Below are 24118 nucleotides of genomic sequence, written 5' to 3'. Positions count from 1 at the left end.
GTGATGACTCCGGTCCTCTTGGAAAGGCGAAAAAATTACTCAAGCGCCTCAGGCAGAAAAGTGAATCAAGCCGTCTCACTCTTTGAACAACAACCACTCCGTCAAGGATGAACAACCCATGAAACCATTTATCGCTCTAGCTTTTACTTCCGCCTTGGTATTGCAGGGCTGTGCGTTCGCCCCCGGCCAGTACCTCGATCCCGATGAGTTCAAGGAAGGTGCCGAAGCCGAGCACGGCACCGTTCAACTGATCCGCATCACCCCCGAAATGCTCAAGGGAGACCTCGCCTCCGACGCGGGCACCTCCAGCAAGCAGGAACTGCTCAACTACAAGCCCGGCGCCTACCGCATCGGCGCCAACGACCTGCTCTACATTACCGTCTGGGACCACCCGGAGCTGACCGCGCCGTCAGGCCCGCAGCAGCAGCTGGATGCCAACGGTCGTCTGGTACGCCCCGATGGCACCCTGTTCTACCCGTACATCGGCAACATCGAAGCCGCGGGCAAGACCATTGAAGAACTGCGCGCCCTGATTGCGCGTCGCCTGACCAACTACATCGACAGTCCGCAGGTCGATGTATCCATCCTGCGCTTCGGCAGCCAGCGCGTCGTCGTTTCCGGTGCATTCGACACCGCCGGCGAAGTGCCGGTGACCACCGCTCCGATGACCATCACCCAGGCTATCGGTCAAGCCGGTGTGGATACCGAAACCGCAGACCTCACCGGTCTGACGCTCAAGCGCGACGGTCGTGAGTACATGCTCGACGTCGACTCGCTGAACCGCCCCGATTCGTGGCTGCACCAGGTTTACCTGAAGGACGGCGACCAGCTGCACCTGCCATACAACGACCAGCGCAAGATCTACGTTTTGGGCGAGGTCAACCTGCCGCAAGCGCTGTCGTTCAAAGCCACCAACATGAACCTGATGGACGCAATCGGCACCGCTGGCGGCATTCGTCAGGAGACCGCCGATGGTGAGGCGCTGTACGTGATTCGCGGTGCTGAAGACATGATGACCGAGCCGGCCAAGGTCTTTCAGCTGAACGCCGATTCCCCCACCGCCTTTGCGCTGGCCAAGCACTTCCCGCTGCAGCCGCAGGACGTCGTGTTCGTCGGCCCGGCCAACATCACTCGTTGGAACCGCTTCATCAGCCAGCTGCTGCCGTCGGCGAACGTCATCGGCATCGGTGCTGCAGCGGACTACAACCTGGGCCGCTAAGCAACGCATGACCTGATCGAATGATCGGGCTCCTATAAGCCGCAGAGTCATCACTCGATGCTCTGCGGCTTTTTCGTGCATGGACTACGCATCTGGCGACCACCAGATGTCGATCTGCCGGGGCCAACAGATCGCGCTCACAGTACGACTCGTCTTTATCGCCGACAAAAAAACGGGCCTGCTACGGCTTCGTAGCAGGCCCGTCTCAAGACGGTACACCAAGGTGTTAGCGCACGGCTTCGAACAGGCCGGCAGCCCCCATACCGCCACCGACGCACATGGTCACCACGCCATAACGCAGGTTGCGCCGCTGCAGCTCACGGACGATATGCCCGGCGGTGCGCGAACCGGTCATGCCGAACGGGTGCCCGATCGAGATCGATCCGCCATTGACGTTGTACTTCTCGTTGTCGATGCCAAGCGTGTCGCGGCAATACAGACACTGCGATGCAAAGGCCTCGTTGAGTTCCCATAGGTCGATGTCATCGATCTGCAGCCCCTTGGCCTTGAGCAGACGCGGCACGGCGTATACCGGCCCGATGCCCATCTCCTCCGGCTCACAGCCTGCCACGGTGAAACCACGGAAAAAGGCGCGCGGCTTGAGGCCAAGTTCGATGGCCTTGTCCAGGCTCATCACCAGCGTCATGGACGCGCCATCGGACAGTTGCGAGGCGTTGCCGGCGGTGACCGAGCCGTCTTCAGCGAACACGGGCTTGAGTCCGGCCAGGCTTTCCAGCGTGGTGTCAGGACGGTTGCAATCATCCCCCTCGACCACGCCCTGATGCACGGTGCGCTCGCCGGTGTTCTTGTCCTCGATGTAGTACTGGACATTCATCGGCACGATTTCATCGCTGAACAGGCCATCGGCCTGCGCACGCGCAGTACGCTGCTGGCTCTGCAGCGAGTAGAGATCCTGCTGCTCGCGAGTCACGTTGTAACGACGTGCCACCAGTTCGGCCGTCTGCCCCATGGTGTGGTAGATGCCCGGCACACGCTCTTGGATGATCGGGTTGAACAGGTGATCGGTGTTGCGGCTCTTCAGGGTCAGGGTGATCGACTCCACCCCGCCGGCGACGATGATATCGCTGCAGCCCGAAGCGATCTGGTTGGCCGCCACGGCGATGGCCTGCAGGCCCGACGAACAGTAACGATTGAGCGTCATGCCGGCGCAGCCAATGCCCAAACGGGACAGCACTGCGACGTTGCGACCGATATTGTAGCCCTGCGCGCCCTCGTTAGAGCCAGCACCGACGATGCAATCCTCGACGAGTGCGGGGTCGAGATCATTGCGCGACAGCAATGCATCAACGCAATGCGCGGCCATGTCATCAGGACGGGTCATGTTGAACTTGCCACGGAAGGACTTGGCCAGGCCGGTCCGTACGCTATCGACGATCACTACTTCACGCATGACATACCTCGGAGACTAGGCGCGGTCGCGGGGATGTTGTGACGGCGCTGCGCGCACGGTTTGTTCCACGACCGCGGGGTGGACGGTGACCCGAGCATAGTTCCCGCCTCGCAGCGCTGGCGACGACCATTCAGCTCGGATATGCACGGCCATCGGCTTGCCGGCCGGATAGCGCGCCTGGGCAGGACTGGCAGCAATCTCGTAAGTGGAGCACTAGCATCGGACTGGCACCCCTGTGCCGGTTATCATCCCTTATCGATCGCCGCCTCCAATGCCTCGTTCAAAGTCCGCAACACCTTCACCCTGGCGAAGCGCTTGTCGTTGGCCTCTACCAACGTCCAGGGTGCGATTTCGGTACTGGTGCGGTCGACCATATCGGCTACGGCATGCCCGTAGTCGTCCCAACGCTCACGGTTGCGCCAATCCTCCTCGGTGATCTTGAAGCGCTTGAAGACTGTCTCCTCGCGCTCCTTGAAGCGCTTGAGCTGGGTTTTCTTGTCGATGGTCAGCCAGAACTTCACCACCACGATATCGGCATCGACCAGTTGCTCTTCGAAGTCGTTGATTTCCGAATAGGCACGCAACCATTCATCCGGAGTGCAGAAACCTTCCACCCGCTCGACCAGTACGCGGCCATACCAGGAGCGATCGAAGATGGTGAACTTGCCGCGCTCCGGCACATTGCGCCAGAAGCGCCAAAGCCAGGGCTGCGCGCGCTCTTCCTCGGAGGGCGCGGCGATCTGAATGGTCCGGTACATCCGCGGGTCCAGCGCGCCGGTCACGCGGCGAATCGCACTCCCCTTGCCCGCCGCATCATGCCCCTCGAACAACGCCAGCACGCCCCGCTTGCGCAGACGGCGATCCCGCAAAAACTGCGACAACCGCGCCTGCTCTTCGGCGAGCTGCTGCTGGTAGTCGTCCTTGGTGAGCTTCTGGCTCAGATCCAGGCTGTCCAACAGGCTCAAATGATCCAGATCGATCTGTAGCGGTGCCGAATGCGGCTGCGACGCCGCCTGCCCAGGCTGCTCCGCGGCGGCCAGCGCGGCCTGCAGACCTTCGAGCAGGATGCGGCCGACGGTCAGGCTGCGGTAACGCTCGTCCGCACCCTCGATCACATACCAGGGCGCAAAATCCCGGCTGCTGAGCCGCAGGATCTTCTCACCGTGGCGCACGAACTTATCGTAAGTCTTCGACTGTTGCCAATCCAACGGGCTGATGCGCCAGCTGTGCAGCGGGTCATTCTTCAGCGAATCGAGCCGGGCGTTCATACGCTCCTTGGACAGATGGAACCAGAACTTGAAGATCAGCGCGCCCTCGTCACAGAGCATCCGCTCCAGGCGCTGCGCCCGCGCGGTGGCGAGTTTCAGCTCGGCACCATCGATGCGCCCGTGCACACGGTCCTCGAGCATCTTGCTGTACCAGTTGCCGAAGAAAATCCCGGTGTGGCCCTTCGGCGGCAGGCGTCGCCAGAAACGCCATGCTGGTGGATGCGCGAGCTCTTCGTCGCTGGGCACATCGAAGCTGTCGACACGTATCAGCCGCGGATCCATCCACTCGTTGAGCAGCTTGATAGTTTCCCCTTTGCCGGCGCCCTCGATGCCATTGATCAGTATGAGGACCGGGAACCGCGCCTGGGCCTTGAGCCGGTACTGCGCCTGCAGCAACGCTTCACGCAACTCTGGCACCGCCGCATCGTAGGTCTCCTTGTCGATGGAGTGACCAATTTCGGCTGATTCGAACATCGCTTTCTCCGTCCAGGTGATGCGCTCAACCCTAGCAGGCACCCTGAAGGCATAGCGAGCAGCGCGTGAAAAAATAACCGCAGCCTTGATACGGGTTATCCCACCTGAAGCGGGGCTGCAGCCGTTTGCGACGATGGCGTGTGCAGTTGGTTGGCGCGCCTCTCCCTGTGGACTGTTACCGATGCCGGCGAAACAGCGCGCTGAGCAAGGGGTAATCCGCCAGGCGAAGTACGGCGCGTCCGCCGCAGCGCGATGACATTCACCGCCAGCCTTGAGGCAGAATAGCGACCATGAACGATCTCCCTTCCTACCCGCGCTGCTGCACGCCACTCACCGACCACTGGCCGCTACCGCAAGCCTTGGCGGGTGTCAGCCTGATGAGCACACGCTTCGACCCGGCATTGCTCGATCCCGAGGATTTTAGTCGCTGGGAGATTCCCGCACAGAAAGGCGTCAGCAAGCGGCAGGCAGAGTTTCTCGCTGGACGCTTGTGCGCTAGGGAGGCCCTGCGAGGCCTGACCGGCACTGCATTCGTGCCGCCAGTGGGTGAAGACCGCGCGCCGCGATGGCCGGCCGGCATCGTTGGTTCCATTACCCACGGCGCAGGCTGGGCAGGCGTGGTGGTGGGCTCCAGTCAGCAATGGAGCGGGCTGGGACTGGATATCGAGCGCATTCTTGCCCCCGAGCGAGCCGACCGACTGGCCGCCGAAATCCTCACACCCCGTGAACTGGAACTCTACTCTCCGCTAAACGAAGACGAGCGCTCCGAACTGGTTACCCGAACCTTCTCGTTAAAGGAAAGCCTGTTCAAAGCACTGTATCCGCTGGTGAAGCGACGCTTCTACTTCCAGGATGCCGAAGTGCTGGACGCCACTCGTCAAGGCGTGGCGCGCCTGCGTTTGTTGATCGATCTGTCCGCACACTGGCGCAACGGCATCGAGCTTGGCGGCCAGTTCACTACCTTCGAAAGCTACCTGCTCAGCTTGATCAGCATTCCAGCCCAGCCCGGCGAGATCGAGCCAAGCTAGTACGTCGCGCTGTCGGCAAAGCGATAGAAGACCCCGTTTTTCAGCGCTGGCAAGCCGACGAGCCAACCATCGCCTCATCCGAAAAACCGAACCTGCGAGCTATAAGCGAGTCAACCAGACACCCCAATTCACCGGCGCGCACGCCTATAATCGCGCCTTTCAGAAAACCGACACAGGTGAACACATGGCCAATCCATACCACGATCACAACCTGGCCCTGCTGGCCCATCTGCGCGGCATCCTGCTCGCCATGGGCGAGGCCGAACAGGTCTCGGAAGAAAGCCACGCACTGTTCCTCGAGCGCTTCGACGAGTTGATCATGAACCTGCAGAACGTCCCGGAAGAGCGTCATATGGGGCAGGACCTGATCTGCCAGGTCTTCCACCGCTATCCCCAGATCGCCCATCTGGTTCCGCGCGACCTGCTGTGGTTCTTCGGCGGCGACTGCCTGCACTTCATGCCGGATGACGAGATCGCCGTTTTCCAGCAGCTGGAAGAGCGCCGCTACGAAGCCGAGCAGAACGACGAACCGTTCGACTGGAACCGTGAAAAACAGCTGCTGAGCATGCCGGACGAGGGTGCACGGCACTGACATCCGGTACCAGCCAGCTGGATGGCGAGGAGTATTTGCCAGTTAAGAGGCAATCAACGGCCGCTATAGTGGGGGCTGAAGCCCCCTTGGGAGGAAGGTACTTTTTCGATGGAGGCTGTTGCAAAGCAGATTTAAAAATCGCGCTTACCCAACAGCTGGGCTGTTCAGAAGCTGCCAGGAGACTAGGCACCCCTGACATGTAACTCTACTTACTCAGGCTCTACCCGCCGCTGCTGGTAGATCCAGTCGACGATCTCCCCCTCCGGCACATACCCGCTCACCACTTCACGAAGTAGCTGCCGCACCTGCGGGTAATCATCGCTTTCCACCGCCTTGAGCAGCTTGGCCAACCGGTCCTTGAGCACATCCCAGTCGAGGTGTTCCTCATTGGCGCGCATGATCATCGGATGTTCGGTAGCGCTCACGTTGTCGCCGATCAACAGCTCTTCATACAGCTTCTCGCCGGGCCGCAGGCCGGTGTATTCGATAGCGATATCCCCGTGCGGGCATTTCTCAGAACGAACACTCAGGCCGGACAGATGAATGAGCTTCTCGGCCAGCTCAGCGATCTTCACCGGCTGTCCCATGTCCAGCACGAATACATCACCGCCCTGCCCCATCGACCCCGCCTGGATCACCAGCTGAGCCGCTTCGGGAATGGTCATGAAATAACGGGTGATCTTCGGATGCGTCACCGTCACAGGCCCGCCCGCGCGGATCTGCGCATAGAAACGGGGGATGACCGAGCCCGACGAGCCGAGCACATTGCCGAAACGCACCATGGTGAAACGGGTTTTGTTGACGTGATGCACACTGCCCGCAGTGCCAAACAAGCCCGGCGCCGGTTCACGGCTGAGCGCCTGCAGAACCAGCTCAGCAACACGCTTGGTACTGCCCATCACATTGGTCGGCCGAACGGCCTTGTCAGTGGAGATCAGCACGAAGTTGCTAACACCCGCCTGAACGGCTGCCTGCGCCGTGTTCAGGGTGCCAATCACATTGTTCAGTACGCCCTCGGCCACGTTGTGCTCAACCATGGGCACATGCTTGTAGGCAGCCGCGTGATAGATCGTCTCCACACCCCAGGTGCGCATCACGTCCAGCAACCGATCAGCATTGCGGATGGAACCCAGGATCGGCATCAGCTTGATCGGCAATGACGTACGCTCTATCAACCGCTCCAATTCCATATGAATGCTGTAAAGGTTGAACTCACTGTGTTCGAACAACAGCAGCGCCTGTGGCTTGTTCGAAAGGATCTGACGGCACAGCTCCGATCCGATCGACCCGCCCGCACCCGTCACCATTACGACCTTGCCGCGGATACACTTTTCGAACAGTGCCTGCTGCGGCGGTACCGCATCACGCCCCAGCAGATCGGCAATATCCACCTCCTGGATGTCTTCGACCTGCACTTTGCCGCTCGCCAAATCCATAAAGCCCGGCACACTGCGTACATGCAGCGGGAAACGCTCGAGCATTTCCAGTATTTCTCTTCGGCGAGAGCGAGAGGCTGACGGGATGGCCAGCAGTATCTGAGCCGCCCCGGTTTCCTCGATCATCTGCGCAATACGCTTAGCCGGGTAAACTTTCAGCCCCGCAATTGAACGATTCTGTAGCCCTGGATCGTCATCGATAAACGCAACTGGAGCCATCACGCGGCCAAGCCTCAGAGCCGCGACTAATTGATTACCGGCAGCGCCAGCTCCATATACCGCTACCTTGCCAATTCCTGCATCCCGAGTTTTGAACTTCGTCGCCGATACCGGCGAAAACCAGTCTCCAAGGAAGTACTGCCGCAGCACCAATCGCAAGCCACCGATCATGACCAGGCTAAGCCACCAATAATTGAAAACCATCGAGCGCGGAATGAGCTTGGGAGCATCACTACGCCAGTAAACAGCAAGCGCCAACAGTAGTGTTGAAAGAGTGACCGCCTTGGCGATCGCCATAAGCGCATCGTTACCGAAATAGCGCATCACCGCGCGATACATGCCTAAGCGGATGAAGAACGGAACAGAAATCAACGGCGCAACGACGAACAGCCAAGCATGCCCGCCAAGTGGTTCAACGAAATCGGCTTCGCCAAGACGAATGAAGAAAGCCAGCCAAAGCGCCAGCCAGACCAACATAACATCTGCGACAACTTGAATAAGCCGTTTCTGTCGCCTGGGCAAAGCAACCAACCGCACACGTAGGCGCTCAGCGTACCTCAGCATTTTCTACGACCTTCGCTCCAGTTACAGGAAAGCAATGCAGCACACCAAGACTACCCGTTTATTCGATCCCCGGCGCCCTTTCCAGAGATTGTAAGAAGTATGTACTTGAAATAAGCACCCAACGTTAGGTGTTGGAGCATCCGTTGGTCGGTTTTTGCCAAAAGTTCGGGAGTAGACATGTCAATCTCGCTAATCTGCGCAAGCCCGGTGATTCCCGGCCGCACTTTGAAAACACCCCGCACCGCCCTCTCGCGGGTAAGCTCTTCTTGATTAAACAGTCCTGGCCTTGGCCCGACGAGGCTCATTTCGCCTTTGAGCACATTCCACAATTGCGGAATTTCATCAAGCTTGGTTCTGCGAAGAAAATGACCGAACCTGGTGATCGAGGACCTGCTCGCGAGATGAGTAGCGACCGAGGCGGTATCCCGCCGCATTGTTCGAAATTTCCACAGCGTAAAAGGTTTCTGATCGCGTCCTACCCTGACCTGCCGAAAAAGGGGTGAGCCGGTATCGAAAAGACCGACAAATGTGAGTAGCAGCAAAAGCGGGGCACCAAGAATCAGCCCCAGCGCTGAAAATAAAACATCGAATAGCCGAATCACTGCTGCTCTCTCTCGGGCATGCGGGTCTCGAAGCACCGACGAAGACCTTGGGCAACGGTATAGGGCGGGTCCCAATCGAGCAGCACGCGCGTTTTGGTGATATCCGCCTGCAATGAGCCCAGGAGACGTTGTGCTAGGGCCTTCTTGCCAATCAAGTTGGCGCCAACGTGCAACAAACCGGTCGGAACGCTGATCAACCGACACGGCCGGCCGCGGGCAACCGCAAGCATTTGCAACAGTTCCGCCGTGGAAAGGTCGTCGCCATCGCTTGCCAGGAAGACTCGGTTTGCTGCAGCCGGGTGCTCAATGCAACGAGTAATCAGCGATACCAGATTGTCGATACCAACGAGCGAACGCTTGTTTTTGACAGCACCAAGCGGCAGCGGAATGCCAGTCTCGACCAGCTTGGCCAAGGTCGAAAAATTGCCCTTTACACCCGGACCGTATATCAGCGGCGGGCGGACAATCACGACTTCCATACCGGTTGCCGAAGCGAGCTTCATTAATGCCTGTTCAGCCTCCAATTTGGACACCCCGTAGGCGTCAGTCGGCCCAGGTGTATCGTCAGCCAGAAAAGGCCTTCCCGGCGGAGTGCCCTCGCCGTTTACCTTGATCGAACTGATAAAAACAAAGCGCTTTACTCCAGCGGCAACTGCCTCCCGAGCCACCGTAAGGGTACCGGCGACATTCACCTGTCGATACAGAGCCAAGTCATCACCGGATCCGCGCATGATAGGGACCCGAGCGGCGGCATGAACCACAGCGTCAATCCCATGAGCGGCGCGACGCCACGCCTGGGGATCGTCGATATCACGGATCGGGAGATAACGCGCACCGCCAACCGAAGCGACGGGCTGACGTGCCGCAGCAACGACCTGATGGCCCTCTCGGCAAAACGATTCGAGGAGCGCCTTGCCAACAAAGCCGTTGGCGCCGGTCAAGAGAATTTGCAAAGGCCACCTAGCCCGTCAAAGCAGTTCGCGATAAAGCGTGGCATACGAGGAAACCATCGAGTCCGCCGTAAACATCTGCTCAAAGCGCGCCCGTGCACGACGCCCCATCTGAGCAGCCATATCTGGTTGCTCCCACAGCGAACGCATCGCCTGTGCAAGGGCGGTTGGGTCAGCTGGAGGCACTACCAGCCCGGTCTCTCCTGCCACGTTGATAAAGGTTGTACCGGTACCTATCTCGCACGAGATCATCGGCCTGCTAAACATAGCGCCTTCCAGGAGAGAGATACCAAAGGCTTCTGAGCGCAAATGGGAAGGGAAAACCAAACCGTAGCAAAGCGAAAGCAAGGCTACCTTGTCCTCGTCAGGCAACCCGCCTAAGAATTGGATACCCATTAACCCGTACCGCTGCGAAAGCGCCGTTAGCTCCGCCTCCTCGGGACCGGTACCAATCACTACTACGGGAAAAGAACTTAAGCGCAGCGCCTCGAGCAGAAACGCAAGGCCCTTGTAGTAACGCAGGGCGCCGACAAAGAGAAAAAATCTCTCACCCACCCTCTTTCGCCAGTAGGCCAGCTTCTCGTCCGTCGGGCATGGGTACGTCGCCTCATCGAGGCCGATAGGGATGACCCGAACTTTATCCCGATAGCGCTGAAGTGTCTGGCTGCTTTCGACATAGTTCGGCGACGTAGCAACAATCCGGTCGACACGCTTGAGGAACTGGTTCATCAAAGGCTTGTAAAAACGTAACAGCGTTTTTTGCTTGACGATATCCGAGTGATAGGTAAGCACCGTTGGTTTGCGGACACGCGTTAGAAAATGCGCAAGGTCCATGTAAGGCCAGGGAAAGTGGTAGTGAATCAGATCCGCCTGGCGCGTAAGGTCGGCAAAATCCGCTAGTGCCGAGAGCGAAAAGCCGGTCGATGCGAGCTCCAGATCGAGTCGCGAACGGTGGGTCAGGTGATTGGCAAAGTGCTCTGCCCGCGCTTCGCCGTACCGGCTCAGATACAGCACTTCGGCCTGATAGCCATGAGCGATGCCACCCTCTGCCAGCTGGAAGATGACCTGCTCGACCCCACCCATGGTCTGCGGATAGTAGGTCTTGAAAAAATGCAGAACCTTAGGCACCTAAGAAAATCCATATAAACTAATTGCAGCTTTTAGACTCTTCTAAAATATACTTTGCGATAGCATTCGCACTATGATCCCAAGAGTACTTCTGCGCCCTCACCAATGCCTGGACAGAGCAGCAAGAATAAAAATCCCGATTTTCGAGCAGCCTCATTATTCCGCACCTGATATCATCACTAGACAATGGATCTACCAGTGCCGCAGCATCGCCGGCCACCTCTGCTAATGCGCCAGTAGCCGATGCAACCGCTGGAACACCAAACTGGAAAGCCTCAAGCAGTGGCAAGCCAAATCCTTCGTAAAGGGATGGCATAAGCAGCAGTGCTGCCCTTGAGTAGATATAAGAAAGCTGACCCTCAGACATGGAACCTAGAATGATCACCTTACCATGCAAACCATAACGAGCCACCAACTTGGAAAGCGACACCCCCCAACCATGCCCCCCCACGATAACCAACGGATATTCCGACTGCATGGAATTGGGCAGACCAGAATACGCGTCCAAGATACGACCAAGGTTTTTCCGCGGCTCAGGAGTACCAACAAAAAGCAGAAAAGAACTAGGCAGATACGATACAGCGTGCACTTCTGATGTCATGACTGTCGTGCCGCACGGAACAACTGCCACAAATGATTTCTTCGCTGGATAAAAGACCTCAAGTTCACTATAAGTAGAGTAGGAAACACAAAAAATCTTATCAGCCCGCCCAATAGAGCTAGGCATCTGCAACCGCTCGGACCAATAATTGAATAACTGCATGGTACCGGGAAAAAAACGCCAAGTAAAATCATGAATTGTAAGCAGCGCAACAACATCTGACTCAAGCGTTGCCGGAAGATGATGGCGTGGAGACCAGAATAGCTTCACCCCATCCCGTCGCAGCACCTTAGGGAGCACCACATGATACCAATACAACTCCTTTAGCGCCCCATTATTTTCAGCACAATATATCTTAACATTCGAAACACTCAAGCATGAGAGCACCTCATCTGACGGCTTCTTAGAAAAATACAAGCACCAGAAAAAGTCTTTTTTTCTCACCAATCGCCGGACAAGCTCTAAAGTATATCTTCCTATACCGCCGTGCGGCCTGGTAAGCGGCCTGCAATCTATACCAACCTTCATTTAGAATGCCCTCAAACTCGGCTCAAAAGCTTGTCTCTCAAAACCTTAAACGGCCGAAGCACCACCGAGCGCATAGTTGACTTCAGGATTGCAAACCAAACAAAAAATACCCAGGCTTCAAACGGGCCACACAAACCATGCGCAATAACCGAGCGCCTATATTGAGACAAGCTCTCAATAAACTGTCTATCACTAACCCCACCAAGCGACATGTTAGCTAAAACCGCCTCCAGCTCTACAAAGCTTAACCCTGAAGCCATCGCTCGATGGCACCACTCACTATCCATGGCATGAGTGTAGCACTCATCATACAATCCAACACGCTCATATGCAGAGCGACTGATAACCATGGCGGGATGAAATAACCACATCCGATATCTCAGCGCACTTAATCTTGGCCGCCTTATATAGGCGTAGCCGCTCTCATTATCAACATACCTGACAGCACCATAAAAGACCCCCCCTTCACTATTCTCCCGAACCCCCTTCTCTATTGCCGTCAATGCGTTTACGTCCCAAAAGTCGTCACTATTTAGAATAGCTATGAATTTTCCGCTAGAGTGAAGAATCCCCCTATTGAACGCATCAGCTATCCCCTTATCCTTTCCTGTCTCCCAGTACGAAATACGCGACTCGCGCACACGTATCTCCTCCAGAGTCCCATCAGTAGACCCGCCATCAATAATGACAACCTCTATATCTGAACGTTTCAGCGATAACACTTGGTCGATAGCCCTAACAAAACCCATACGGTTATTAAGGACTGGAATAATTACGCTTAACCAAGGTGCCATAGGTATTTCTCAAGACGGGGCTATTAGAACTTAGGCTCTGATAAGATTTTGGTTATCGACAAACCATCGATAAGTATCATGCAGCCCATTCTCGAGAGCTATAGTCGCTTTCCAGCCGAGAGCATTCAACCGCCCGACATCCATGAGCTTACGTGGCGTACCATCCGGCTTACTCGAATCGAATATCAGCCGACCTTGGAAGCCGGTTACGTGGGCAACGGTTTCCGCCAGCTCGCGAATACTGCAATCTTTTCCGGTGCCGACATTAATATGTGAAAGCATTGGCGTGGTATGGACGTTTAGGGATGCTCTGTCCAACTCCATGACATGTACGCTAGCCGCTGCCATATCGTCCACATGCAGGAACTCGCGCATCGGAGTGCCGCTGCCCCAGATCACTACCTCCGCATCGCCGCGCTGCACAGCCTCGTGAAAGCGGCGCAGCAGTGCTGGGATCACATGGCTGTTTTCCGGATGGAAGTTATCGTGTGGCCCGTAGAGGTTGGTCGGCATCACGCTACGGTAGTCACGGCCATGCTGGCGGTTGTAGCTTTCGCACAGCTTGATACCGGCGATCTTAGCGATAGCGTAGGGCTCGTTGGTAGCCTCGAGCATTCCTGTAAGCAGCGCCTCCTCCTTCATCGGCTGCTGCGCATGCTTGGGATAAATGCATGAGGAGCCAAGGAACAGCAACTTCTGCACGCCGCTAGAGTGCGCAGCTTGGATGACATTGGCCTCAATAATCAGGTTCTCGTAAATAAAATCGGCCGGGTAACTGTTGTTGGCAAGGATGCCCCCAACCTTGGCCGCCGCAAGGTATACCTGATCTATCTTGTTCGCCTGAAAGTATGTCTGTACCGCCGCCTGATCAAGCAGATTCAGCTCGTCACGACCGGCGGTGAGAATGCTAGCGTAGCCCAGCGCCTGTAGGCGGCGGACGACGGCCGAGCCGACCATGCCGCGATGACCGGCGACAAAGACGTTCTGGTTCAGATCGCGCGCCACGCTCAGTTCTCCACCGATACCGCTACGTCGTGGCCATGCTGCTTGAGCAGGGCATGACGCTGGGCGATCTTGAGGTCCTCGCGGACCATCTCCGCGCACATTTCCTGCACAGTGATCTCGGGAACCCAGCCGAGCTTCTGCTTGGCCTTGCTAGGGTCGCCCAGCAGGGTTTCCACCTCGGCGGGGCGGAAGTAGCGCGGATCGACGCGAACTATCACATCACCCACTTTGAGGGCAGGAGCCCGGTCCCCATCGATGCGCTCGACGATAGCAACCTCATCCACGCCTTGACCTTCGAACTTAAGGGAGACGCCTAGCTCGGCGGCCGACCAAGTGATGAACTCGCGCACAGAGTATTGCACACCGGTGGCGATCACGAAGTCATCCGGCTGCTTCTGCTGCAGCATCATCCACTGCATGCGCACGTAGTCCTTGGCGTGCCCCCAGTCACGCAGCGCGTCCATGTTGCCCATGTACAGGCACCGCTCGAGGCCTTGGGCAATGTTGGTCAGCCCACGAGTGATCTTGCGAGTCACGAAGGTTTCACCGCGACGGGGCGACTCATGATTGAACAGAATGCCGTTGCAGGCATACATGCCGTACGCCTCGCGGTAGTTCACGGTGATCCAATAGGCATACATCTTAGCCACCGCGTAGGGCGAGCGCGGGTAGAAGGGGGTGGTTTCCTTCTGGGGGATTTCCTGCACAAGGCCGTATAGCTCGGAGGTGGAGGCCTGGTAGAAACGGGTCTTCTTCTCCAGACCCAGTAGGCGAATGGCCTCGAGGATGCGTAGTGTTCCCATGGCATCCACGTCGGCAGTGTATTCCGGTGATTCGAAACTCACTGCTACATGTGACTGCGCGCCAAGGTTGTACACCTCATCCGGCTGCACTTCTTGTAGTATCCGGGTGAGGCTGGAAGAGTCGGACAGATCTCCATAGTGCAGCACAAAGTTCTGCCGCTCTACATGCGGATCCTGGTAAATATGGTCCACCCGCTGGGTATTAAACGAAGAAGCACGACGCTTGATACCGTGTACTTCATAGCCCTTTTCCAGCAAAAACTCTGCGAGGTAGGAACCGTCCTGACCAGTAATACCGGTGATGATTGCCTTTTTTTTAGCCATAATTTAAAATTCTTTTAATAATCGATGAAAAAAAACAGAAAGCAAAGATTTAAAACCTGCCTCCCAACCTAAACCTTCATACGATACAGACTCTCGCGCTCGATTCTACCCCAGCGACACCATAGAAAGGCTGTGCCTGAAATCCCATATGACCAAGTGGTATTATTGAAAAGTTCGTGGCCCCAGTTACAACACAGTGGCGCACAGAAGCTGACTCTATCTCCGCCATCGTCGAGTTTTTAATATTTTTATATAGCTCCCTGGGCCAGGAAGCAAAACCAACATCCAACACATATTCGCCAGCCGAAAATGCTAACGGAACATCGAAAACAGCACGGACAGTGCTACCCTTACTCAACTCCCCAGGAACTTGAGCGTCACATTGTCCAGAATTTTTACCGTGAATTACAACGCCTCGATCGGTACGAATCACGAAGCCGACCACCGGCACGTCAATATTTTCACAAATCACAAACTCAGAATAGATTCTTAGTTTCTCAAACTGTCGAAATACTTGGCGGCAATCGTCAAACTCATCTGTTACAGCAAGACGCACGCACTTCACCAAACCATCACCTGTCTGCTCACGAAAACTCATATCAATAGAAGCCTGATCAGGCCATCGAAGTAACATACTGTCAGACCCAACAGATGCATCGTCTAAAGTTAAATAATGTTCACCCGTACTAGCAGCATAGTCATCTTCTCCATCAGCGGAGTCCCGCTTCGCATTAAGATGCCCCAGTGCATAATAACGATTTATCGCCTCTGCTGCCCCGCCCTGGTACAAATTACTGCCATTATGAAGCAGGAGCACCTCATCACAATAATGCATTACATCATCCATGCTGTGAGTCACCAAGATCACAGTGCAACCTCGTTGGCGTAAGCGCTCCAATCGCTCATAGCACTTTAACCTGAAGAAGATATCTCCTACAGCCAACGCCTCGTCAACAATCAAAACGTCTGGATCGATACAGGCCTGGACTGCGAAGGCGAGACGAACAAACATACCACTAGAGTATGTCTTGACAGGGGAGTCGATGAACTCTCCTATATCTGCAAAGGACTCAATTTCAGGAATTATTTTCTCAAACTCCTTGCCCGAGATTCCTAAAATCTGCGCATTTAACCTCGCATTTTCTCGCCCAGTAAACTCTGGATTAAAACCTGCCCCCAGCTCCAGAAGCGCAGCAACTCGCCCACGGACCAAAACATGCCCCGTGGTAGGCTGAAGAATCCCACTAATTATCTGTAGCAGTGTTGACTTTCCGCTACCATTCTGTCCAATGATACCAAAAAAACTGCCACGCCGAATTTTAAGCGACAGAGGTTTTAAAGCTGAAAAAGTTTCTTGGCTTCTACTCCGACTTAGCAGCAATCCTCGCATTCGATGTAATGGACTCTTGTAAAGCTCATATTGCTTTGAAACATTTTCAAGACTGATAGCATAGTCAGAGGGCATCGGCGAAACCTGCACGCATTCTGTTAAAAACCATGTAACCAAAGACAGCGATAGCAATGGCTACTATTGCGTAGACACCTAGCATCAACCAATCCATCTCACTACTCGAGAAAATTAAGGCTCGAATTGTTTCCACTGGAACAGTGAGTGGATTAATTCTCAAAAGCCAGCGAAATTCATGAGGAACCATTTCGACTGGATAGCATATAGGCGCAGTGAATAACATAATGGTCGCGAGACTACTTGTCAGCTGCGGCAGATCTCGCACAAAGACACCGACCGCCGATAGCAGCCATCCTAGCCCTACAGTGAGCACAAAAAGAAAAATTAGGGGGATCGGAATCAAGAGCACGTGCCAAGAAAGGTCCACCGAGTAAAAAAAAGCTCCAAGTAAAAGCAAGCCAATTCCAAAAATCACACCCACTGCGGTTCCAGCAGCAGTGACGACAGGAAGAATCTCCAGCGGAAATATGACACGCTTCACATAGGATGTATTGCTTACTATCAAAGATGGAGTCCGAACAAGCGTATCGGCAAGCAAGCCATGCAGCAAAATACCGCAGAAGAGCAATAAACCAAAAGGCACATCCCGCCCATCAGGCGTCTGAATTCCCCACCGAGAACGCAGAACCACTTGAAAAACGAAGCTATAAAGTAGCAATTGAAGTAGCGGTTGGCCGATAATCCAGACACTACCAAGCACCGAGTTCTTGTAGCGCATGGATATATCTCGGGAGACCATTTGCACAATTAGCGCCCGATTGACAATGATCGAATAAATACCACTCACAATTCCTGCACTCAAAACATAACCCCTACATTTTTTTTGTATTCCGCATAACTGCATGAACAACACCCATAAAAGAATCAGCGAATTCCTGCTGACTTTTTCTATAATCAATGCTTTCGCGCCTCGGCTCCGTTATTGCGTATTTCTCAAGAAGAGAAGCAAGAGCGCTCGGAGTAGAGGCATCAAAAAAATCAACATTATCCTTAACTTGTTCGACATTGGCGGGAACATTAGAGGCTATCACATGCTGCGAAACAGACTTTGCATCCTCAATCACCGTCGACCACCCCTCAAACAAAGAAGGCTGGATAACACTCACCGCACGGCGAAAGATAGCCATTTGGTCCTCACGAGGGATAAAGCCTAGAAAACGGAAATTATTCGACAACCCCATCCCCGCGATTTTCTTCCTTAGCTTATCAGCATGATCTGGCGCACGATGATCGTGCTCTTTCCCAGAAAAAGCTACAAGAACCTCAACCCCCCTACCCTTGAGCAAATTCACCGCATCAATTACCACATCGTGGTTTTTATGCACCCAGAATTGATTAGGGCAATAGAAAAAGCGTTTGGGAAGATCATACCGAAGAAGCACATCATCATCAAAGGAACCATCCGACGCTGATTCAAACGTGGCAAAATGAACAATATATTTATTAACGACAGCCTCCGGATAAAACTCCTCAAAGTCATAAAGCGCAGCATTGCTACTAAAAACTATATGCTGAAAGTTATTAAAATAATAACGATGCTGCGCTTCACGGGCAATTAGCTCATCTCTACTAAAGAAGTTTGGCAGACGTTTATCCTGGAGGTCAGGTATCCAACAGGCAGTCTGTTTTAAATTTTCATCAATTGGGTAAGGGTAAATCAGATCAAACTCGAGCTTCTTCTTCACGAACCACGGCGTCAACCACGAAGCAAGCTTCACTTTTCGAGAGAGGCCGCCATCGATTCCTCCGACCATTCCAGGCCGTATCCAATTCAAGCGCGGGTAAGCCGTTTCGCGCTTTATAAAATCAAAGGAGGCCTCTGAGTGACTTATGATCCAGACATTTGGCTGCCTTACAGGATCAACTATATTGAGAGCACTAATCAAGTTCTTAATATAGTATGCTCCACCAATCCAGTTCTCATCATAATTAAAAGGTATTCCAACGACAGGACGCTTCAAATATCTTCCTCCGACACAATAAAAATTTAAAGTGACCTCAACCAATCGGCAACGCAGCTAAGACCGCTTTGTAGATCAAATCGCGGAGAAAATCCGACACTCTTGAGATAAGAAATATCCGCCTGCCAATAAGAAGGATCGCCTGCACGTTCCGTACCGGTAAAGATGATTTCTTTTTTACTCCCGAGAGAGTCGAGAAACAAATGAGCTGCGGTTTCTATTTTAGTGGCAGTACCACTGGCTACATTCACTGCTCGGCCATCGAAGTCACCATGCAAAAGAATCGCACTAAGTGCATTGACTAAATCTTCGACATAAATAAAATCACGCGCTTCTTGACCTGTACCAAAAAGCTCAACCTTTGATTGATGCGATACTTTCTGATAAAGATCCCAGAACAATTGCTTCCTTAAGTTAGGGCCATAAGCTGAAAAAACCCTCAACGAAATAGTACCAAGACCGAAATAACAGCTATATTCTCGACAAATATCTTCAGCACTTTTTTTATGCCAACCATACGGAGACAGCGGCTTCAGCTGAACATCCTCCTTAATCGCTTGATAACCATATGAGCCGCCATACACTGCCGCGCTTGAAAAGTGAACGAACTTAGTATGCGCAGACACCATGCGAATCGCCTCCAGCATCTGGGCTATTCGCAAAGTATTCAAGGTGTAATCATGATGCGGATTAGAAAAAGACTCGGGAACACTCGCAGCACCAGTGCAATTAACACAGAAATCCGCATTAGCAGTCTGAAAAACACGTTCAAAATCAGGTTGGATAGGGTCAATAAAAATATGGTTGGAGCTACCCCCCCCAATAATGTCCGCCCCAATAATTGTATGTCCCAAATTACCTAGCAAATTTGAGACATGCCCCCCAAGAAATCCGTTAGAACCAAGCACGAGAACTCTCATGCTGCGATCCTCTTTTTAGCCACATAGGTGTATGGGCGCCCAGCGACTTGGAGCTCAGTTAGCTCCTTGATGTCATGCTCCGAGTGGGGGAAATAATTGATTGGGCTATCCGCAAACTTAAACTCCTTGACCAGTTCCATACTTGCATCATTTAAGAAAGCGCGATACTCCTCGCTTTTATATGCATTTTCGCCACGAGTGAACCTATGGAACGGATGGCCATCAAGGAAGTTTTGCATGTCAGAATCATCAAATACCACATGTTCCCGAACCAAGAATGCAACACCATCATCCTTCATTAAACTGTGAATCTTCCTTAAAGCAATAACTGGATCCTTGAAGTGGTGGACTACCTGGCGGCAGTACACAATATCATACCGCTCCTCAAGGAATAGATTCTCCAACGCTGATTGACGGATTTTTACTCGCTCAACAACTGTTGCATCCAGTTGTTCGGCGGCAAACTTAAGAAGCTCTTTGGCCGCTAAAGTGCCGACAATTCCGTCAGATGAAGGCTCAGCCAGCGTCACCTCATATCCAGAAAGTGCGAAGGCTATTGTCATAACTCCCCCAGCACCTCCTACATCTAGAATCCTTCTAGCATGCGGAGCAGTTTCTTTGAACTCAGAGATAGTATGCGAAAACTCCTCGCTAGCCATAAAGCGGTGAAGAGAGTCTATTAGGTTATGATGGAGATACGAGTCCCGAAGCACGGCATCTAGAGCGGGATTACCCTGAGAGGCCTGTATAATCTCCTCCCAACTCCAGCGATCTCTTGGAACAAAGCTTACAAAACGAGCCGGAGCCCCAGCATAGACGCAATAAGGTGGAACATCACGAGTCACCATTGACCGCGCACCGATGACTGCTCCTTTTCCAATACGAACCCCTTTAAGAATGGCACATTCAAAACCAATCCAAACATTATCTTCGATGTAAATTGGGGCAGAAGCCACTTGAGACCAATCCTTGTAGGCGCCAATTCGACCTGCATCGACCCCAGCCTTCCAATCATATGCATCGTTTGCCCGAATATCTGGATCCAACGAATGGGCGTTAGAATCCATAACTGTACAATCCCACGATAACATTACGTTATTACCGACGTGAATACCGTCCTGCTGCGTGCATATAAACTTGCAGCCACTTCCGATAGAGCTTCTGTTACCAATAGTCACCACACCAACACCACGCTCGAAAATATAGCTCCCCCCCACGTGGCTGTACTCTCCGACCAAAACGTACGGTCTATTTTCGCCGCCCATTCGAACATCTATGTAGGTATGCTCTACACGAGCGCCAACACTGACACTCAGAAATCGCTGCCCAGCACTGTCGCCACCCAAGTGACGCATAGAGCTAACCATTAATTTCCTAAGATGCATCAGATTAACGGCAGCTCGACGGAAAGCTGCATTTTTGATTCGATTCAGAAAGCGCCTTGCACCTGCCAAACTGTACTTTTCTTTAACTCTCGCTAAACTTATGGATCGACTGATCACGGATGAATCTTTACTACGAACTGCTTTTGCAAAAACTTTCGTCAACCAGTCACCGCAAGCCTCAGCAAAGTCAATTTCATCCGATGACGTTTGATCATGCAACCGCTGAATAAACTCCTGCTGATAAGGTGTAGAAACATGCGCGGAGTAGAAGTTTACTGGAAGAATATAACCTGCCACTACTGGAGCCAAAGACTCGTACTTACCGAAGCGATTGAACAGGTCTAGGCATATTTTTCTCACCACCAAAAAATCGAATGCTTTTTGATCATTTAATTTCGTTGTTGATGTAGCCCGCTGAAAATAAGCATAGGAAATACTCGGATCTACATATACGCGCTCCGCAGTTAGCATCAAATGAATGGCGAAGGGATGATCCTCGTAAAAAACCCCCTTAGCGAAGGTAATCCCATGCTCGACGAGATGCCGACGACGAGAAAGTAGTCGCCACGGCGGAGTGTTCCAACAAGAAACAGCAGCGAAGGTTTCTGCATCCACTGTCGGGGATAGCATAGTGCCTGCCAAGTGCTGAGGCACTAGGCTAGAAGGCACAGAAGCTCTATCATCAAAAGCGTATTCAAAGTTAATTAACATGACATCAGGATCCTTCTGCGACAGAATCCTGCTGATCCGCGGCAGAACGCATGGCAGCAGCCAGTCATCGCTATCAACGAACCAGACATAGTCACCGGTAGCCTGTGCAAACCCATTAGCTCGGGCGGCACCTTGACCAGAGTTCTCTTGAAGAATACTAGTTATGCGCTGATCCAAACGCTGATATTCTTCAATTACACATTGCGTTCCATCAGTAGAACCGTCGTTAACTATAATAATCTCATAATCATCATACGGCTGACGCAATATCGAATCTAGGCACTTACCCAAGCTGTCTTTGGAGTTATATGCAGGAATTATGAATGAAATAGACATTATGTTTTTTAAAGAGATCCATGTTTAAAAAATTTAATAACTTTCCCTAGCGCCTTCTCTGAAAAAGACTTAACGGCAGGGGAGTCATTAACAATACGATCAATAGCATGTTCTATCGAGCTTGAATTTAGACCTTCCAAAACAGCCTTGGCGAGAGCGCTGTTTTCTTGATGCCGCGCCAAGATAGCGGGAACTGCGCTAGCGTCGGTCCATCGCCGGACCGCTTTGAAAAGTATCTCGGCCTCCTCCATGGTGAGACCTGGAAAGTTCGACGCAACGACAGCATAGGTTTCTGTCATTATCAGCTCGTCATTTACCGAAGAGGTTCCACTCAGACTGAAATGCACAAGAACTTGCTCCACTCGCGAGCAAGTACAACCGTTACGAATCGAGCGATGAACCCAGTCAGCATCAGCGCAGATCTTATAGTTCAGGCTATAGCTACCAACTTTTCGATATGTTTCAGGGGTGACAAACATACTGTTGTGGCAAAATGGAATCCCACTCACCAAGGCGCCAACCCCATATGCCTCGTCAAGGCGCAGGCTTACGCTTCCATTCGGCGACTCCAACAGAGCACGCCCAGCAACAATATCCGTACGCCGGATACTCCAAGTGTCATGAACAATAGAAAAAGCGCCATCAGCAAGCCTGTCATCCGAGCCGACCACACAAATTAGGTCTCCGGTTGCGCGAGCTATACCTTTATTAATTGCGTCATATATACCTTTGTCCGGCTCACTGATCACAATCATTTCCAAGCCAGCATAGTTATTGGCAATTTCGACTGTCTGATCTTTTGACCCACCATCGACAACGATGACTTCAACATTCGGCCAGCGCTGAATAAAAATTGACTCTAGCGTTTCATATAGTGTCGGCTCGGAGTTGTAGGTCGGGAGAACGATGCTAAATCTCGTTATCGCGCGCGTATCGATCTCAAACATTCGCACGCCCATATCTGTCACTCAGTCTGACAATATCATCTTCGCCTAGATACTCGCCGCTCTGCACTTCGATCAGCACCAGATCAATCACTCCCGGATTCTCCAGACGGTGTTTATGCCCCGCCCGAATAAAGGTGGACTCATTGGTATCTAGCAGCAGCTCGCGCTCATCGTTAATCACCCGCGCCATGCCGCTGACCACAATCCAGTGCTCACTGCGGTGATGATGCATCTGCAGCGACAGGGAGGCACCCGGCTTGACGACGATACGCTTGATCTTGAAGCGCTCACCCTCCTCCAATGTGGTGTACGTTCCCCATGGGCGGTGCACGGTGCGATGCAGGAGGTGGGCATCGTGGCCGGTTCGCTTCAACTGGCTGACAATGTGCCTGACGTCTTGCGCGTGATCCTTGTGGGCCACCAGAACGGCATCCGGTGTATCCACTACGATCAGATCCTGTACACCCACCAGGGCAGTAAGACGCTCCGGGCTCTGCACATAATTGTTTTGAGCGCCATGAACCATCACTTCCCCTTCCAGGCGGTTGCCGCTGTTGTCAGCAGCCGTAAGCTCACCCATCGCATTCCAGGAGCCGATATCACTCCAGCCAATGTCGCAGGGCACCGTGGCTACGGCGTGGGAACGCTCCATCAATGCATAGTCGACTGAAATATCAGGAACCGAGGCGAAGCGTTCGGCATCGAGACGGAGACAGCGGTGACTACCGCTGGTACTCAGACGAGACTGCTCAAGGGCGAAGCGCACTGCCTCAAGCACATCAGCGGCATGCTTTTGCAGCTCATCCAGCAAGCTTCCGACCCGGAAACAGAACATGCCCGAATTCCAAAAATAATTACCCGCCGCCAGGTACTCCTGTGCGGTGGCCACGTTCGGTTTTTCAACGAAACGCGCGACTTTGAGTCCCTCGCCCACAGAGGCCTGGTTGTCAGCTTCGATGTAGCCAAAGCCGGTTTCCGGATACTCAGGTTTGATGCCGAAGGTTACCAACCAGCCTTTTGCCGCCAGGGCCTGAGCTTTGCCAACCGCTTCAGAGAAAGCCGAGTGATCGGCAATCAGGTGATCCGCCGCCAGCACAAGCATATGGGCGTCTGGGCCATGAGCATTTTCCAACTGGACTGCCGCGGCCGCTACGGCCGCCGCGGTGTTCCGGCCGAAAGGCTCAAGAATGAAGCTCTGGGGGATATCGGTGTAGCCGGCCTGCCCGTATTCGTCCTCAGTCTTGAAGAACAGTTCCTGATTGGTAACCGTCATGACCTCTACGACGCCCGGGAGGGAGGCGGCTCGTACGAAGGTCTTGTGAAGCAGGTTCTGGCCATCCGGCAGAGGCATGAAAGGCTTGGGATGTGCCTCGCGCGATACGGGCCAGAGCCGGCTGCCAACGCCACCGGACATGATTACGGGTATCAGCTTCATTCTTTCAAT

Annotated in this window: 20 protein-coding genes; 3 read left to right on the top strand and 17 right to left on the bottom strand. The window is 53.5% G+C overall.

Translation table 11 applies throughout. The features are described 5' to 3' along the window. Positions 1 to 118: 118 nt before the first annotated feature. Positions 119 to 1219, top strand: coding sequence for a polysaccharide biosynthesis/export family protein (locus tag LLJ08_RS08150; RefSeq protein ID WP_042926910.1), 1101 nt, complete (start codon positions 119 to 121; stop codon positions 1217 to 1219). Between the two features lie 226 nt (positions 1220 to 1445). On the opposite strand, the gene LLJ08_RS08145 is transcribed toward LLJ08_RS08150, so the two are convergent. Together LLJ08_RS08145 and pap are read right to left on the bottom strand one after the other, a co-directional pair. Then, positions 1446 to 2630 carry a thiolase family protein gene (locus LLJ08_RS08145; protein ID WP_228208643.1) on the bottom strand — a complete coding sequence of 395 codons (1185 nt, stop codon included), beginning with the start codon at positions 2628 to 2630 and terminating at the stop codon, positions 1446 to 1448. Positions 2631 to 2875: 245 nt separating this feature from the next. Continuing rightward, positions 2876 to 4372 carry a polyphosphate:AMP phosphotransferase gene (gene pap / locus LLJ08_RS08140; protein WP_228208642.1) on the bottom strand — a complete coding sequence of 499 codons (1497 nt, stop codon included), beginning with the start codon at positions 4370 to 4372 and terminating at the stop codon, positions 2876 to 2878. 290 nt (positions 4373 to 4662) lie between these two features. On the opposite strand from pap, the gene LLJ08_RS08135 reads away from it, so the two are divergent. Then, positions 4663 to 5400 (top strand): 4'-phosphopantetheinyl transferase family protein, encoded by a 738-nt coding sequence (locus LLJ08_RS08135; protein ID WP_228208641.1) that lies wholly within the window; start codon positions 4663 to 4665, stop codon positions 5398 to 5400. Positions 5401 to 5584: 184 nt separating this feature from the next. After that, the gene (locus LLJ08_RS08130) at positions 5585 to 5992 is read left to right on the top strand and encodes a PA2817 family protein (protein WP_038658904.1); all 408 of its coding nucleotides are present in this window, start codon (positions 5585 to 5587) and stop codon (positions 5990 to 5992) included. 209 nt (positions 5993 to 6201) lie between these two features. Here LLJ08_RS08130 and LLJ08_RS08125 read toward each other — a convergent pair whose 3' ends face one another. From LLJ08_RS08125 to LLJ08_RS08055, 15 genes are all read right to left on the bottom strand, one after another. Continuing rightward, positions 6202 to 8211 (bottom strand): polysaccharide biosynthesis protein, encoded by a 2010-nt coding sequence (locus LLJ08_RS08125; RefSeq protein WP_228208640.1) that lies wholly within the window; start codon positions 8209 to 8211, stop codon positions 6202 to 6204. Between the two features lie 50 nt (positions 8212 to 8261). After that, positions 8262 to 8813 carry a sugar transferase gene (locus tag LLJ08_RS08120; protein WP_228208639.1) on the bottom strand — a complete coding sequence of 184 codons (552 nt, stop codon included), beginning with the start codon at positions 8811 to 8813 and terminating at the stop codon, positions 8262 to 8264. Beyond that, complete coding sequence (locus tag LLJ08_RS08115) at positions 8810 to 9754, bottom strand: UDP-glucose 4-epimerase family protein (protein ID WP_336512834.1); 945 nt, start codon at positions 9752 to 9754, stop codon at positions 8810 to 8812. Before LLJ08_RS08115 ends, LLJ08_RS08120 begins: the two co-directional genes overlap by 4 nt. Before the next feature lie 27 nt (positions 9755 to 9781). Then, positions 9782 to 10846 (bottom strand): glycosyltransferase family 4 protein, encoded by a 1065-nt coding sequence (locus LLJ08_RS08110; protein WP_228208914.1) that lies wholly within the window; start codon positions 10844 to 10846, stop codon positions 9782 to 9784. Between the two features lie 64 nt (positions 10847 to 10910). Beyond that, the gene (locus LLJ08_RS08105; RefSeq protein ID WP_228208637.1) at positions 10911 to 12020 is read right to left on the bottom strand and encodes a glycosyltransferase family 4 protein; all 1110 of its coding nucleotides are present in this window, start codon (positions 12018 to 12020) and stop codon (positions 10911 to 10913) included. Between the two features lie 11 nt (positions 12021 to 12031). Then, the gene (locus LLJ08_RS08100) at positions 12032 to 12814 is read right to left on the bottom strand and encodes a glycosyltransferase family 2 protein (RefSeq protein WP_228208636.1); all 783 of its coding nucleotides are present in this window, start codon (positions 12812 to 12814) and stop codon (positions 12032 to 12034) included. A gap of 30 nt (positions 12815 to 12844) precedes the next feature. Beyond that, positions 12845 to 13819 carry a GDP-L-fucose synthase gene (fcl, locus tag LLJ08_RS08095; RefSeq protein WP_228208635.1) on the bottom strand — a complete coding sequence of 325 codons (975 nt, stop codon included), beginning with the start codon at positions 13817 to 13819 and terminating at the stop codon, positions 12845 to 12847. A 2-nt stretch (positions 13820 to 13821) separates the two neighbouring features. Continuing rightward, positions 13822 to 14946 carry a GDP-mannose 4,6-dehydratase gene (gene gmd, locus LLJ08_RS08090; RefSeq protein ID WP_228208634.1) on the bottom strand — a complete coding sequence of 375 codons (1125 nt, stop codon included), beginning with the start codon at positions 14944 to 14946 and terminating at the stop codon, positions 13822 to 13824. A gap of 76 nt (positions 14947 to 15022) precedes the next feature. After that, entirely contained in the window at positions 15023 to 16411 is a 1389-nt protein-coding gene (locus LLJ08_RS08085; protein ID WP_228208633.1) for an ABC transporter ATP-binding protein, read from the bottom strand. Continuing rightward, positions 16401 to 17132, bottom strand: coding sequence for an ABC transporter permease (locus LLJ08_RS08080; protein WP_256445917.1), 732 nt, complete (start codon positions 17130 to 17132; stop codon positions 16401 to 16403). The genes LLJ08_RS08085 and LLJ08_RS08080 overlap by 11 nt, the downstream gene beginning before the upstream one ends. A 94-nt stretch (positions 17133 to 17226) precedes the next feature. Next, positions 17227 to 18375, bottom strand: a complete 1149-nt coding sequence (locus tag LLJ08_RS08075; RefSeq protein WP_228208632.1) for a glycosyltransferase — start codon at positions 18373 to 18375, stop codon at positions 17227 to 17229. Positions 18376 to 18401: 26 nt separating this feature from the next. Continuing rightward, positions 18402 to 19295 carry an NAD-dependent epimerase/dehydratase family protein gene (locus tag LLJ08_RS08070; protein ID WP_228208631.1) on the bottom strand — a complete coding sequence of 298 codons (894 nt, stop codon included), beginning with the start codon at positions 19293 to 19295 and terminating at the stop codon, positions 18402 to 18404. Next, on the bottom strand, positions 19292 to 21727 hold the full coding sequence (locus LLJ08_RS21080) for a glycosyltransferase (RefSeq protein WP_228208630.1): 2436 nt from the start codon (positions 21725 to 21727) through the stop codon (positions 19292 to 19294). Before LLJ08_RS21080 ends, LLJ08_RS08070 begins: the two co-directional genes overlap by 4 nt. A gap of 8 nt (positions 21728 to 21735) precedes the next feature. Beyond that, positions 21736 to 22674 (bottom strand): glycosyltransferase family 2 protein, encoded by a 939-nt coding sequence (locus LLJ08_RS08060; RefSeq protein ID WP_228208629.1) that lies wholly within the window; start codon positions 22672 to 22674, stop codon positions 21736 to 21738. After that, entirely contained in the window at positions 22667 to 24109 is a 1443-nt protein-coding gene (locus LLJ08_RS08055; protein WP_228208628.1) for a mannose-1-phosphate guanylyltransferase/mannose-6-phosphate isomerase, read from the bottom strand. The genes LLJ08_RS08060 and LLJ08_RS08055 overlap by 8 nt, the downstream gene beginning before the upstream one ends. Between the last annotated feature and the right edge of the window lie 9 nt (positions 24110 to 24118).

The organism is Stutzerimonas chloritidismutans, assembly GCF_020783375.1.
Taxonomy (GTDB): Bacteria; Pseudomonadota; Gammaproteobacteria; order Pseudomonadales; family Pseudomonadaceae; genus Stutzerimonas; species Stutzerimonas kunmingensis.
The sequence above is the reverse complement of the archived record's forward strand: the minus strand, read 5'-3'. Positions and strand labels throughout refer to the sequence as shown.

What these genes read in the sequence shown, in the direction of transcription:
- LLJ08_RS08145 (WP_228208643.1), bottom strand. Translation starts at nt 2,630, where the DNA reads ATGCGTGAAGTAGTGATCGTCGATAGCGTACGGACCGGCCTGGCCAAG.
- LLJ08_RS08130 (WP_038658904.1), top strand. Translation starts at nt 5,585, where the DNA reads ATGGCCAATCCATACCACGATCACAACCTGGCCCTGCTGGCCCATCTG.
- LLJ08_RS08060 (WP_228208629.1), bottom strand. Translation starts at nt 22,674, where the DNA reads ATGTTTGAGATCGATACGCGCGCGATAACGAGATTTAGCATCGTTCTC.
- pap (WP_228208642.1), bottom strand. Translation starts at nt 4,372, where the DNA reads ATGTTCGAATCAGCCGAAATTGGTCACTCCATCGACAAGGAGACCTAC.
- gmd (WP_228208634.1), bottom strand. Translation starts at nt 14,946, where the DNA reads ATGGCTAAAAAAAAGGCAATCATCACCGGTATTACTGGTCAGGACGGT.
- LLJ08_RS21080 (WP_228208630.1), bottom strand. Translation starts at nt 21,727, where the DNA reads ATGTCTATTTCATTCATAATTCCTGCATATAACTCCAAAGACAGCTTG.
- LLJ08_RS08100 (WP_228208636.1), bottom strand. Translation starts at nt 12,814, where the DNA reads ATGGCACCTTGGTTAAGCGTAATTATTCCAGTCCTTAATAACCGTATG.
- LLJ08_RS08150 (WP_042926910.1), top strand. Translation starts at nt 119, where the DNA reads ATGAAACCATTTATCGCTCTAGCTTTTACTTCCGCCTTGGTATTGCAG.
- LLJ08_RS08110 (WP_228208914.1), bottom strand. Translation starts at nt 10,846, where the DNA reads ATGGGTGGGGTCGAGCAGGTCATCTTCCAGCTGGCAGAGGGTGGCATC.
- LLJ08_RS08055 (WP_228208628.1), bottom strand. Translation starts at nt 24,109, where the DNA reads ATGAAGCTGATACCCGTAATCATGTCCGGTGGCGTTGGCAGCCGGCTC.
- LLJ08_RS08135 (WP_228208641.1), top strand. Translation starts at nt 4,663, where the DNA reads ATGAACGATCTCCCTTCCTACCCGCGCTGCTGCACGCCACTCACCGAC.
- LLJ08_RS08085 (WP_228208633.1), bottom strand. Translation starts at nt 16,411, where the DNA reads ATGCCCTCTGACTATGCTATCAGTCTTGAAAATGTTTCAAAGCAATAT.
- LLJ08_RS08125 (WP_228208640.1), bottom strand. Translation starts at nt 8,211, where the DNA reads ATGCTGAGGTACGCTGAGCGCCTACGTGTGCGGTTGGTTGCTTTGCCC.
- LLJ08_RS08105 (WP_228208637.1), bottom strand. Translation starts at nt 12,020, where the DNA reads ATGAAGGTTGGTATAGATTGCAGGCCGCTTACCAGGCCGCACGGCGGT.
- LLJ08_RS08070 (WP_228208631.1), bottom strand. Translation starts at nt 19,295, where the DNA reads ATGAGAGTTCTCGTGCTTGGTTCTAACGGATTTCTTGGGGGGCATGTC.
- LLJ08_RS08080 (WP_256445917.1), bottom strand. Translation starts at nt 17,132, where the DNA reads ATGCGCTACAAGAACTCGGTGCTTGGTAGTGTCTGGATTATCGGCCAA.